This is a genomic window from Kitasatospora sp. NPDC004531, from assembly GCF_053602195.1.
This window is the reverse complement of record NZ_JBSGDD010000083.1, coordinates 21,548-32,797: the sequence shown is the minus strand read 5'-3', so window position 1 is coordinate 32,797 and position 11,250 is coordinate 21,548. Positions and strand designations below refer to the sequence as shown.

12 protein-coding genes are annotated in these 11,250 nt (G+C 72.4%); 3 read left to right on the top strand and 9 right to left on the bottom strand.

The window, feature by feature from the left end:
• Positions 1 to 273: 273 nt before the first annotated feature.
• From ACWEMJ_RS26850 to ACWEMJ_RS26840, 3 genes are all read right to left on the bottom strand, one after another.
• Entirely contained in the window at positions 274 to 1,068 is a 795-nt protein-coding gene (locus tag ACWEMJ_RS26850; RefSeq protein WP_452139696.1) for a DUF3710 domain-containing protein, read from the bottom strand.
• A gap of 153 nt (positions 1,069 to 1,221) precedes the next feature.
• Positions 1,222 to 1,689 (bottom strand): dUTP diphosphatase, encoded by a 468-nt coding sequence (gene dut / locus ACWEMJ_RS26845; RefSeq protein ID WP_452139695.1) that lies wholly within the window; start codon positions 1,687 to 1,689, stop codon positions 1,222 to 1,224.
• Positions 1,686 to 2,273 carry a PaaI family thioesterase gene (locus ACWEMJ_RS26840; RefSeq protein WP_452139694.1) on the bottom strand — a complete coding sequence of 196 codons (588 nt, stop codon included), beginning with the start codon at positions 2,271 to 2,273 and terminating at the stop codon, positions 1,686 to 1,688. The genes dut and ACWEMJ_RS26840 overlap by 4 nt, the downstream gene beginning before the upstream one ends.
• Positions 2,274 to 2,368: 95 nt before the next feature.
• On the opposite strand from ACWEMJ_RS26840, the gene ACWEMJ_RS26835 reads away from it, so the two are divergent.
• Positions 2,369 to 2,818: a DUF3093 domain-containing protein gene (locus tag ACWEMJ_RS26835; protein ID WP_452139693.1), complete on the top strand. Its 450-nt coding sequence runs from the start codon at positions 2,369 to 2,371 to the stop codon at positions 2,816 to 2,818.
• A 238-nt stretch (positions 2,819 to 3,056) separates the two neighbouring features.
• Here the strand turns inward: ACWEMJ_RS26835 and ACWEMJ_RS26830 are convergent, their stop codons facing one another.
• From ACWEMJ_RS26830 to ACWEMJ_RS26815, 4 genes are all read right to left on the bottom strand, one after another.
• The gene (locus tag ACWEMJ_RS26830; protein ID WP_043909894.1) at positions 3,057 to 3,356 is read right to left on the bottom strand and encodes a DUF4193 domain-containing protein; all 300 of its coding nucleotides are present in this window, start codon (positions 3,354 to 3,356) and stop codon (positions 3,057 to 3,059) included.
• A gap of 546 nt (positions 3,357 to 3,902) precedes the next feature.
• A complete protein-coding gene (locus ACWEMJ_RS26825) occupies positions 3,903 to 4,880 on the bottom strand; it encodes an acyl-ACP desaturase (RefSeq protein ID WP_452139692.1) in 978 nt (325 codons plus the stop codon).
• A gap of 201 nt (positions 4,881 to 5,081) precedes the next feature.
• Complete coding sequence (locus ACWEMJ_RS26820; protein WP_452139691.1) at positions 5,082 to 6,383, bottom strand: sensor histidine kinase; 1,302 nt, start codon at positions 6,381 to 6,383, stop codon at positions 5,082 to 5,084.
• Between the two features lie 49 nt (positions 6,384 to 6,432).
• Positions 6,433 to 7,086 (bottom strand): response regulator transcription factor, encoded by a 654-nt coding sequence (locus ACWEMJ_RS26815; RefSeq protein WP_030458051.1) that lies wholly within the window; start codon positions 7,084 to 7,086, stop codon positions 6,433 to 6,435.
• 465 nt (positions 7,087 to 7,551) lie between these two features.
• Here ACWEMJ_RS26815 and ACWEMJ_RS26810 point away from each other — a divergent pair, with 465 nt between their 5' ends.
• On the top strand, positions 7,552 to 7,737 hold the full coding sequence (locus ACWEMJ_RS26810) for a hypothetical protein (RefSeq protein WP_380486965.1): 186 nt from the start codon (positions 7,552 to 7,554) through the stop codon (positions 7,735 to 7,737).
• A gap of 73 nt (positions 7,738 to 7,810) precedes the next feature.
• On the opposite strand, the gene ACWEMJ_RS26805 is transcribed toward ACWEMJ_RS26810, so the two are convergent.
• Positions 7,811 to 8,605 (bottom strand): inositol monophosphatase family protein, encoded by a 795-nt coding sequence (locus ACWEMJ_RS26805; RefSeq protein ID WP_452139690.1) that lies wholly within the window; start codon positions 8,603 to 8,605, stop codon positions 7,811 to 7,813.
• Positions 8,606 to 8,616: 11 nt separating this feature from the next.
• Positions 8,617 to 9,753 carry a ferrochelatase gene (locus ACWEMJ_RS26800; protein WP_452139689.1) on the bottom strand — a complete coding sequence of 379 codons (1,137 nt, stop codon included), beginning with the start codon at positions 9,751 to 9,753 and terminating at the stop codon, positions 8,617 to 8,619.
• Positions 9,754 to 9,925: 172 nt separating this feature from the next.
• On the opposite strand from ACWEMJ_RS26800, the gene ACWEMJ_RS26795 reads away from it, so the two are divergent.
• Complete coding sequence (locus tag ACWEMJ_RS26795; protein WP_452139688.1) at positions 9,926 to 11,173, top strand: MFS transporter; 1,248 nt, start codon at positions 9,926 to 9,928, stop codon at positions 11,171 to 11,173.
• Positions 11,174 to 11,250 lie beyond the last annotated feature (77 nt).

Below are 11,250 nucleotides of genomic sequence, written 5' to 3'. Positions count from 1 at the left end.
GTTGACTTTTGGCACGCTGTTGAGTTCTCAAGGAACGGACACTTCCTTCGAGCGGCCTTCCGACCGGCCCTCCGGGCGCTTCGTTCTTTCGTGTTCTCAGCTTATCAGACGTTTTCCGCTCCGTTTTCCGGAGTTTCATTCGATCCGACTTGCTTTCGTTCGCCCCTCTCGGTGCGACTCCGGAACTGTACGGGGATCCGCGTCCGCAAAGCAAATCCGCCCCCGCACGCGAACGGTGCGGGGGCGGAAGGGGGCGCGGAGGCGTCCGGGAGGTCAGCGGACCTCGGTGATCTCGGGGCCGCGCGAGAAGGGGTCGATGTTGCCGCCGGCGTAGGGGGACTCCGGGTCACCCGCAGGGGCCGCGGCGCCGTCGGCGACCATCTGGGCGTCCTCGGGGAGCTTGAGGACGATCGGGTCGCGGGGGGCCATGGGGGACTCGCCGCGGACCACGACGGTCTGCCGGAAGACCTCTTCGAGCAGGCCGGCCATCTCGGGCTGGACCGCGGCCTGGCCGGAGATCACGCCGCGGAGGAACCAGCGCGGTCCGTCGCAGCCGACGAAGCGGACCAGCTGGACGCCCTGGGTGCCGTCGGGCAGCTGCACCGGGACCTGGGCGCGGAGGTGCCAGCCGAGCGAGCCCTCCTCCTCCTCGATGGCACCGCCCTGGCTGGTGATGCCGTTGGCGATCTCCTCGCGGACCTCGCCCCAGATGCCCTCCGACTTGGGGGCGGCGAAGGCCTGCAGCTGGATGGCGCTGTTGCCGAGCACCAGGGTGGCGGCGACGATCGAGTCACCGGCCACCTCGACCCGGAGCTCCATGCCCTCGACACCGGGGACCAGCAGGCCGCCCAGGTCGACGCGGCCCTCTTCGGGCTTCTCCAGTTCGGAGATGTCCCACGGCCCGTCCGGGCGCGGGGCCGGCGGGAGGCCGACCCGGTCGGCCGGGTCGAGTTCGGTGTCGTTCTCGTTCTCGACGGAACCCTCGACGTCATCGGCCGTCTCGTCGGCGCTGATGGCGTCCTCGGCGAGCTGCTCGACAGCGTCCTCGCTCTTGCGACGACGGAACACGGTCACTGTCCTTCCCGGTCCAAGACCGAATCCAAGACCGAACGCGAATATCTGCTACCTGCTACCCATCGGACCGGCCGAAAATCGCTGCAACTGCACCGCTTCTTCCACCGCTCGTCGTGCTGCTCGGCGGAGCCGAGACCGCGGCGCATGCTAGACCGCGGCGTGACCGCCGGTCGAGCCGAACCCGCCTTCGGCGCGGACCGAACCCGGGAGTTCACCCACTTCGTGGAAGCGGGCCTTCTCGACCTGCTGGATGACCAGCTGGGCAATGCGGTCGCCTCGCTTGAAGTTGACCGGCTCCCGAGGGTCCAGGTTGACGACGATCACCTTGATCTCACCACGGTACCCGGCATCGACCGTCCCTGGGGCGTTCACCAGTGCAACTCCGCAGCGGGCTGCCAGACCTGACCGCGGGTGGACGAACGCCGCGTAGCCGTCCGGTAGCGCGATGGAGATGCCGGTGGGCAGCAGCGCCCGCTCGCCGGGCTGGAGTTCGGCGTCCTCGGTGGTGCGCAGGTCGGCGCCGGCGTCGCCGGGGTGCTCGTACGCGGGGAGCGGGATCTCCGGGTCGAGCCGGCGGATCAGGATGTCGACGGGCTGGCGGGCGGGATCGGTCACGGGTTCACCTCGAAGGCTCGGGCGCGCTTGATCTGGTCCGGGTCGTCCAGGACCTTCTGCACGTCCTCGGGTCGGCCGTGCGTGGTGAAGTGTTCCAGCTTCACCTGGACGAACAGTGCCTGGGCGCGAATCGCGACCGGGCCGTCGGGGCCGTCTATCCGGCCCTCGGCGGCGCTGTAGACCTTGCGGCCGTGGACGCCGGTCACCCGTGCGTGGATGTGCAGCACGGAGTCGACGGGGACGGGGCGGACGAAGTCGGTCTCCAGGCGGCCGGTGACGGCGGGGGCGCCGAGCAGCCAGTTGAGCGTTCCGAGGGTCTCGTCCATGGCGCTGACCAGGACGCCGCCGTGGGCCAGGCCGGGGCCGCCCTGGTGGGCCGCCTTCACGGTGAACCGCGCGGTGACGTCGAGCTGTTCGCCGGCGACGGCGGTGAGCTGGAGTCCGTGCGGGTGGTGCGGGCCGCAGCCGAAGCAGTCGTCGTAGTGGGAGCCGATGACGGTGCCGGGCGCGGGGGCCAGCGGGGAGCGGGACGGCAGGACCGCGTCCGCGGGCGGAGTGGTGGGGGTGGGGATCTGTCCGTTCACAGCGGCGACCCTACCTGCCGGTAGTTTGCCGGGACAGGCACGCCGGAGGGCCCCGGCCGCCGGGCCCGGCATGTGCTGCGCCCACAATGGGAGGCATGTACGAGGAACGTCTCACCGTCCCGCGGTCCTGGTGGCTGCTGCCCGTGGCGCTCGGGCTCTCGCTCGGGCTGATCCTGCTCCGGTTCAGCGGGCTGGGCGCCCTGATCGGTCTGGTCGTGGGGGTGGTCGCCGGCGCGGCGGCCCTGAGCAGCTACGGCTCACCGCGGATCCGGGTGGTGCAGGGGTCGCTGGTGGCGGGGCAGGCCCGGATCCCGGTGAGCGCGCTGGGCGAGGCCGAGGTGCTGAACCCCAAGGAGGCGATGGCCTGGCGTTCGGTGAAGGCCGACCCTCGGGCGTTCATGCTGCTGCGCAGCTACGTGCCGACGGCGCTGAAGGTCGCGGTGACGGACCCGACCGACCCGACCCCGTACCTGTACCTGTCGACCCGGTCGCCGCAGCGGCTGGCGGACGCGCTGGGCGAGGCGGCGGGCGGCCGGAGCCGCTGACCGGCCCCGGGAACACGAGCGGACAGACCGAAAGGGACGGCACCCACGGGCGTGGGGCCGTCCCTTTCGGTCTGTCTGCGTGCGCTGCGGTTGCAGGCGCGCGGTTCGCGCTCTGCCGGGTGCGACCGCTCGGGACGGTCGCTGCATCTGCCTCCGGCCTCGCTGCTCAAGGCCGGACGGGGCGGCTTACCGGGCCGGCGGAGGGGTGCCGCCTGCCCGGGCCAGTGCCGCTCCGTTTTCAGGCGCCGCAGTCCCGGCAGATCGGCTGGCCGTTCTTCTCGCTGTAGAGCTGGCTCCGGTGGTGCACCAGGAAGCAGCTCATGCAGGTGAACTCGTCGGCCTGCCGGGGCAGCACGCGGACCGACAGTTCCTCGTTGGAGAGGTCGGCGCCGGGAAGCTCCAGACCCTCGTTGGCGTCGTACTCGTCGACGTCGACGGACCCGGAAGCCTTCTCGTTCCGGCGGGCCTTCAGCTCCTCGATGCTGTCCTCGTTGAGGTCGTCATCGGTCTTGCGTGGGGTGTCGTAGTCCGTTGCCATGTTTCGCTCTCCCCCTTTGGGTGTGTGCGGTATCTCCAGCGCACGTAACGCCTGGGGGGCCGGTCTTGTGCCCGACCCGAGGCCGAGATTGTGCCTTACTTCAAGCCCTGTTACTCAATCGACACCCGGCCGGAGGCCCCCCGGGGTGATCGAACAGGGCTCGAACGCGGTCCACCGTGCGGGTGAGCCGGTCGGAGGCGCGAGCCGTTGATCGTGACGGTGGGTGGCGGCCGTCCGGCGGCGGGGGCGACAACTCGGCGGGCGGGGGCGGTTCTTGACGGCGGGTCGAGCGTTCCACGATCGCCCGGCGCGGTGACTCAGCGCAACCGACCCACCCGAACGGGTGATCACCCGACCGGGTGGCGCGAATGGGCCACCCGGCGGTGTGTGATGTTCGTCACATCTTGCGCGAGTGCGGGCGATTCCCGCAAAAACGGGCCTTTCGACCCGGTCGTGCGCGGTCGGATTGTCCGCATACCGACCGGAATCGAACGGGGGCGTTCCGCGCCCGCCCGACCACGCTCGGTGGCGGCGGCGCCGCCGGGGTCAGGCCCGGGCGGCGGCCGCGGCGGCGCGGCGGGCGAGCAGCGCGGCCTGGCGCTCGTCGAAGCGGGTGGCCTGGGCGTTCAGGCCGTCCAGGAAGGCGCCCAGCTCGTCCTGGGCCTGCCGGCCGACCGGGCCGAGGCCGGTGATCTCCATGACCTTCAGGTGGCGCAGCACGGGCTGCAGCACGTCGTCGTGGTGGATCCGCAGGTTGTAGATGCCGCCGATGGCGATCTGGGCGGCGGAGCGCTCGAAGCCGGGCATGCCGTGGCCGGGCATCCGGAAGTTCAGCACCACGTCGGCGACGGCCCGCATGGCCTGGTCGGGGGCGATCTCCAGGGCGGCCTTGAGCAGGTTCCGGTAGAAGACCATGTGCAGGTTCTCGTCGTTGGCGATCTTCGCCAGCAGCTGGTCGCAGAGCGGGTCGCCGGAGTGGTGGCCGGTGTTGCGGTGGGCGATCCGGGTGGCCAGTTCCTGGAAGGCGACGTAGGCGACGGACTGCAGCATGCTGTGCGCGTTGTCGGAGGCGAAGCCCTCCGCCATGTGCGCCATCCGGGCCCGCTCCAGCTCGACCGGGTCGACGGCGCGGGTGGCCAGCAGGTAGTCGCGGATCGCTATGCCGTGCCGGCCCTCCTCGGCGGTCCAGCGGTGCACCCAGGTGCCCCAGGCGCCCTCGCGGCCGAACATGGTGGCGATCTCGTGGTGGTAGCTGGGGAGGTTGTCCTCGGTCAGCAGGTTGACCACCAGCGAGATCCGGGCCAGCGGGGTGACCTTGGACTGGTCGAGGGACCAGGCCTCGCCGCCGAGCACGCCGTCGAAGTCCCGCCCCTGGCTCCACGGCACGTACTCGTGCGGCATCCACTCCTTGGCCGCCTTGAGGTGGCGGTCGAGCTCGGTCTCCACGACCTCTTCGAGCGCGAGGATCAGCCTGGCGTCGGTCCAGGCGGTCGTTGCGGTGCGCTGCACGGGGGCGATGGTCACGGCGGTTGCTCCTGCGATGGGCGACTGACCTACGGCTGCGTAGGTTACGACACCGTAAGTTGTTGCGGCCGCAAATGACAAGCCGCCCCTGTCCAGCGCTTATGTCGTTCCGACAAAGGCTGGGCAGGGGCGGCTGAGGGTGTCCGCGGAGCGGGAGAACGCCGTGGGCGGGGGCAGGCGGCCCGCCCGGGTCGCGGGCGGCTAGGGGATGCGGACCTGGATGCGCAGGCCGCCTCCGGGGCGGGCAGTGGCCTCCAGGGTGCCTCCGTGGGCGCGCACCACCGAGCGGACGATCGACAGGCCGAGGCCGACGCCCTTGTCGCTGCGGGTGCGGTCGGTGTTCTTCAGCCGGCGGAACGGCTCGAAGATGTGGTCCAGCTCGTAGCCGGGCACCACCGGGCCGGTGTTGCTGACCACCAGCTCGCCGCCCCCGCCGCGGACGGTGTCGGTGCTGATCTCGACCCAGCCGCCGGGGCTGTTGTACCGGACGGCGTTCTGCAGCAGGTTGAGCGCGATCCGCTCCAGCAGCACGCCGTTGCCGGTGGCGGGCGCGGCGGCCAGTTCGGCGCGCAGCTCGACCTCGCGGTTGCCGGCCTCGGGGCGGATCTGCTCCAGGGCGCGCTGGGCGACCTCGGCCAGGTCGACCGGGCGGCGGTCGGTGATCTCGTTCTCGCTGCGGGCCAGCAGCAGCAGGCCCTCCACCAGCTGTTCGCTGCGTTCGTTGGTGGCCAGCAGGGTCTTGCCGAGCTGTTGCAGGTCGGGCGAGGTGTTGGGGTCGGAGAGCTGCACCTCCAGCAGGGTGCGGTTGATCGCCAGCGGGGTGCGCAGCTCGTGCGAGGCGTTGGCAACGAAGCGGTGCTGGGAGTCGAAGGCGCGGTCGAGGCGTTCCAGCATCTCGTCGAAGGTGTCGGCGAGTTCCTTGAGCTCGTCGTCCGGGCCGTCCAGGTTGATCCGGCGGTGCAGGTCGGAGCCGGCCACCTCGCGGGCGGTGCGGGTGATCCGGCCGAGCGGGTGCAGGACCCGGCCGGCCACCGTGTAGCCGACCGCGAAGGCGATCACGGCCAGGCAGACCAGGGCGGTGAGCGCCTTGCGCAGCAGCGTGGAGAGCGCCTCGTTGCTGCGGGTGGACTGGAAGTCGGCCAGCCACCGGTCGAGCTCGCCCTGGGTGGTCAGGTTGGTGCCGTCGGCCCGCAGGCTGACGCCCTGGCCGAGGGTGAAGTGCGGCACCAGGTCGATCTCGAAGGCGGAGCGGACGAAGTAGTACATCAGCAGCAGCAGCACCACGCCGGCCATCAGGAACATCCCGCCGTAGAGCAGGGTGAGCCGGATGCGGATGGTGGGCCGCAGCGACAGCCAGGCGAACAGGCCGTCGCCTGGGCGGTAGGCGTCGTCGTCGCGGGCCGGGCCGGGCCGGCGCGGGGGGTGGTTCGGACGCGGGGGCACCTGGCCCGGGCCCGGATTGGGCACGCCGGGGGCCCCGCCGGGGAGTGGCGGGGTGGTCATGGCCGGAAGTCCTCTCAGACGACGGGTGGGGTTGGCGGTGGGGGCGGAGTCAGACCCGGTAGCCGGAGCCGGGGACGGTGACGATCACCGGCGGGTCGCCGAGCTTGCGGCGCAGCGTCATCACGGTGACCCGGACCACGTTGGTGAACGGGTCGGTGTGCTCGTCCCAGGCCTTCTCCAGCAGCTGCTCGGCGGAGACCACCGCGCCGCCGGCCCGCATCAGGACCTCCAGGACGGCGAACTCCTTGGGGGCGAGCTGCACCGGCTTGCCGTCCCGGATCACCTCGCGGCGGCCCGGGTCGAGGCTGATCCCGGCGCGCTCCAGCACGGGGGGCAGCGGGACGGTGGCGCGCCGGCCGAGGGCGCGGACGCGGGCGACCAGCTCGCTGAACGCGAACGGCTTGGGGAGGTAGTCGTCGGCGCCGATCTCCAGGCCCTCGACGCGGTCGCTGATGTCCCCGGAGGCGGTGAGCATGATCACTCGGGTGGCCAGGCCCTGTTCGACGACCCGGCGGCAGACGTCGTCGCCGTGCACCAGGGGGAGGTCCCGGTCGAGCACCACCACGTCGTAGTCGTTCACGGCGATGCGCTGCAGCGCGGCCTCCCCGTCGTAGACGACGTCGACCGCCATGGCCTCCCGGCGCAGACCGGTGGCGACGGCCTCGGCGAGCAGCTGCTCGTCCTCGACGACGAGTACCCGCACGGTGGTTTCCCTTCTCCCGGAGCGGCCCAGGCCGTGCTGCCCGTGCGGGCCGTGGTGCGCCGGGCGCGGATCCGGACAGACGGATCCGACGGTGCCTCCATCCTGCCTGGTCGCGCGGTAAAGCAGTCGTAAGTCCGGTGCGCCGATGGCGAAAACGGAGGGTTCCGGTGCCGGTTGGACTGTGACTCGGGCAACTTTCCGACGAGTTGAGGTTTCCCGGCCCCGGGGGTGGGGAGGACACGTGCACACCGTGATGCCGTCCTGCGGCACATCGCGGCCACCACCCGCCGAGTGCCCCATCCGCACCGGCCTGGGATCGAGAGCCACCGGGTCGCGGCCCATGCGTCGCGCGAGCGCCCGACCGGATCCTGCACCGGTCGTCGGGCGCCCGTCCGGGGTTCATCCGATTCCGTGCCGGGGGGTTTCTCGGATCGTGCCCGTCCGACACAGGAAAAGGGGGCCCGTATGGACGCCTTCACCGCCGGAATCCTTCAGCGGATCAAGAACGCCGAGCAGGATCTGCACCGCGCGATCGAGTCCGGGGACGAGTTCCTGGCCGAGGTCGAGCAGTCCGAGCTGGAGGACCTCCAGCGCCTCGCCGCCGAACACGGCGTCGACCCGATGCTCGGATCGCACCGCTCCGCCGCCTGATCCCTTCCTTCGACGCACCGGCGAGCCCTGGCACGGTCCCCCGTGCCAGGGCTTTTCGCTGTCCGGGGCCGGGTCAGTCGTGCCAGGCGCCGAGTTCCTCCAGCCGGGCCTGCAGCGGCTCGAACACGCCGGGCGCGCCGGCCACGGTGAGTTCGCCGTCGGCGGGCAGGCCGGGGCGGGAGCCGGTGAGAGCGCCGGCCTCGCGGGCGATCAGCACGCCGGCCGCGTGGTCCCAGGGGGCGAGGCCGCGCTCGTAGTAGCCGTCGACGCGGCCGGCGGCCAGGTCGCAGAGGTCGACGGCGGCGGCGCCGGCCCGGCGGATGTCGCGGACCTCGCCCATCAGCGCGTGCAGCACCTCGGCCTGGCGCACCCGCCGCTCGCGCAGGTAGCCGAAGCCGGTGGAGACCAGCGCCTGGCCCCAGGCCGGAGCGGGGCGGACGGCGATCGGGCGGCCGTTCAGCCGGGCGCCGCGGCCGCGCACCGCCTGGAACAGCTCGCCGCGGGCGGGCACCGCGACCACGCCGACGACCGTTTCGCCGTTCAGTTCGGCGGCCACGCTGACGGCCCAGGAGGGCAGTCCGTAGAGGTAGTTGACGGTGCCGTCGAGCGGGTCGACCACCCAGCGCACGCCGCTGGTGCCGGGCCGGTCGGCGCCCTCCTCGCCGAGGTAGCCGTCCTCGGGGCGGCGGGCGGTGATCAGTTCCAGCACCAGCTTCTCGGAGGCCAGGTCCATCTCGGTCACCACGTCCACCGGGCTGCTCTTGGTGGCGGCCACCCCGAGGTCCTCGGGCCGGCCGTCGCGGAGCAGGTCCCCCGCACGGGTGGCGGCCTCGACGGCGATGGCGAGCAGGTCGTCCAGCAGTTCCACGTTTCGATCCTTCAGGCTTCGGCGGCGGCGGGGCGGGGCGCGCGGGGGTTGGGGCAGCAGGCGGTGGCGCACACGTCGTGGCTGGGGCCGAGGGCGCCCAGCGCGCAGCGGGTGACCGGCTCGCCGCGCCGGACGGCGGCCCGTTCCAGGACGAGTTCGCGGACGGCGGCGGCGAACCGGGGGTCGGCGCCGACGGTGGCGGCGCGGGCGACCGGCAGGCCGAGTTCGGCGGCCTTCGCCACCGCCTCGGTGTCCAGGTCGTACTTGACCTCCATGTGGTCGGAGACGAAGCCGATCGGGACCATCACCACGGCCTCGGCGCCGTCGGCGTGCTGGGCCTCCAGGTGGTCGCAGATGTCGGGCTCCAGCCACGGGATGTGCGGGGCGCCGCTGCGGCTCTGGTAGACGAGCTGCCAGGGCCGGTCGGTGACGCCGGTGCGCTCGGCGACCGCGTCGGCGATCAGCCGGGCGACGTCCAGGTGCTGGGCGACGTAGGCGCCGCCGGGGGTGCCGCGGGCCGGGTCGTCGGGGGCGCCGGAGGTCTCCGCCATGGCGGTCGGGATGGAGTGCGTGGTGAACGCCAGCCGGGCGTTGGCGCGCGCCCCGTCCGGGAGTGCGGCGAGCGCGTCGAGGGTGGCGTCGATCATCGGCTGCACGAAGCCGGGGTGGTTGTAGAAGTGCCGGAGCTTGTCGACGGTCAGCTCGGGCCGCCCCTCGGCGGCCAGCTGCGCCAGCGCGTCGGCCAGGTTCTCCCGGTACTGCCGGCAGCCGGAGTAGCCCGCGTAGGCGCTGGTGGCGAGCACCAGCACCCGGCGGTGCCCGGCGTCGGCGATCTCCCGCAGGGTGTCGACCAGGTACGGGGCCCAGTTCCGGTTGCCCCAGTGGACCGGCAGGTCGAGGCCGTGGTCGGCGAAGTCCTTGCGGAGCGCGGTCAGCAGCTCGCGGTTCTGTCCGTTGATCGGGCTGACGCCGCCGAACAGGAAGTAGTGCTTGCCGACCTCGGTCAGCCGCTCCTTCGGGATGCCGCGTCCCCGGGTGACGTTCTCCAGGAAGGGCACCACGTCCTCGGGGCCCTCCGGCCCGCCGAAGGACAGCAGCAGCAGCGCGTCGTACGGCGCGGGGTCGGTGGGGGTGCGCGTGTCGGGCATGGCTCCGATCCTGCCACTCGTGACGGCGCGGCCGGTGCACGGCGGCCGGCGGCCGGGTGTCCGGATTATCCCGGGTGCGGACGATGGATCACGGTTCGTAAGCTGTGTTGACGACCGTTGTGCCTTACCTCTGTTCCCTCCCCGTGCCGCACCCGTCCAACGGAGCCACCCCGTGCTGTCCAGCTACCGCCAGATATTCGCCGCCCCCGGCAGTCTGGCCTTCTCGTCCTCCGGGCTGATCGCCCGCCTGCCGATCTCGATGACCGGGATCGGCACCGTCACCATGCTCGCCGAGATGAAGGGCACCTTCTGGCTCGGCAGCGCGCTGTCCGCCACCCTCGCGGTCTCCGCGGCGGTCCTCGGCCCGTGGATCTCCCGGCTGGTCGACCGGCACGGCCAGCGCCGCATCGCGCTGCCCGCCACCCTGGCCACCGTGCTGGCGGCGGCCGGCCTGCTGATCGGCGCCCGGACCGGCCTGCCGGACTGGACGCTGTTCGTGTTCGCGGCGGGCATGGGCGTGATGCCCAGCACCGGCTCGATGGTCCGCGCCCGCTGGGCCCACCTGTACCGGGACGAGCCCCCGAAGCTGCACACCGCGTACTCCTTCGAGGCGGTGGCAGACGAGATCTGCTTCATCGTCGGCCCGATCCTCGCGGTCTCGCTGGCCACCACGCTCTTCCCGGAGTCGGGCGTGCTGCTGGCCGGGGTGTTCCTGGTGGTCGGCGTGCTGCTGTTCACCGGCCAGCGGCGCACCGAACCGCCGGTCCATCCGGCCGCGCACCACTCCGGGCCCGGCGCGATCTCCAACGGGGGCCTGCGGATCCTGGTGATGACGCTGGTCGCCACCGGCGGCGTGTTCGGCTCGGTCGAGGTGGTCACCGTCGCCTTCGCCAAGGCCCAGCAGCACACCGGCGCCTCCGGCCCGGTGCTGGCCGTCTACGCGCTCGGCTCCTGCCTGGCCGGCGCGGTGTTCGGCACCCTGAAGCTCGCCGGGTCGATGGCCCGCCGCTTCCTGATCGGCGTGACGGTGATGGCGGTCGGCACGGTGCCGCTGATCCTCGCCGCCCAGCTGATGCACGGCACCGCCGCGCTCGTCGGCGTCGGCACCGCGCTGTTCCTGTCCGGCCTGGCCATCTCGCCCACCCTGATCACCGCGATGGCACTGGTCGAACGCCTCGTCCCGGCCGCCCAGCTGACCGAGGGCATGACCTGGACCACCACCGGCATGGCGCTCGGCGTGGCGGTCGGCTCCTCGGTGGCCGGCCTGGTGGTGGACGCAAACGGCGCCGCCAACGGCTACTGGGTGCCGGTCGCCGCCGCGGGCTTCGGCGCGCTCGCCGCCTACGTCGGCATGCCCAAGCTGCGCCACCGGCTGGCCGCGGCCGAGCAGGCGGCGGTGCCGGAGCCCGTCGCCTCCTGAGCCGAGCGCCCCTCATGTCAGGCCCTTCGGACCATGGACCTGGCCGCGGGGCAGTGACTACGCTCCCCCCGACCCGC

What these genes read in the sequence shown, in the direction of transcription:
- ACWEMJ_RS26800 (WP_452139689.1), bottom strand. Translation starts at nt 9,753, where the DNA reads ATGCCCGACACGCGCACCCCCACCGACCCCGCGCCGTACGACGCGCTG.
- ACWEMJ_RS26810 (WP_380486965.1), top strand. Translation starts at nt 7,552, where the DNA reads ATGGACGCCTTCACCGCCGGAATCCTTCAGCGGATCAAGAACGCCGAG.
- ACWEMJ_RS26830 (WP_043909894.1), bottom strand. Translation starts at nt 3,356, where the DNA reads ATGGCAACGGACTACGACACCCCACGCAAGACCGATGACGACCTCAAC.
- ACWEMJ_RS26820 (WP_452139691.1), bottom strand. Translation starts at nt 6,383, where the DNA reads ATGACCACCCCGCCACTCCCCGGCGGGGCCCCCGGCGTGCCCAATCCG.
- ACWEMJ_RS26835 (WP_452139693.1), top strand. Translation starts at nt 2,369, where the DNA reads ATGTACGAGGAACGTCTCACCGTCCCGCGGTCCTGGTGGCTGCTGCCC.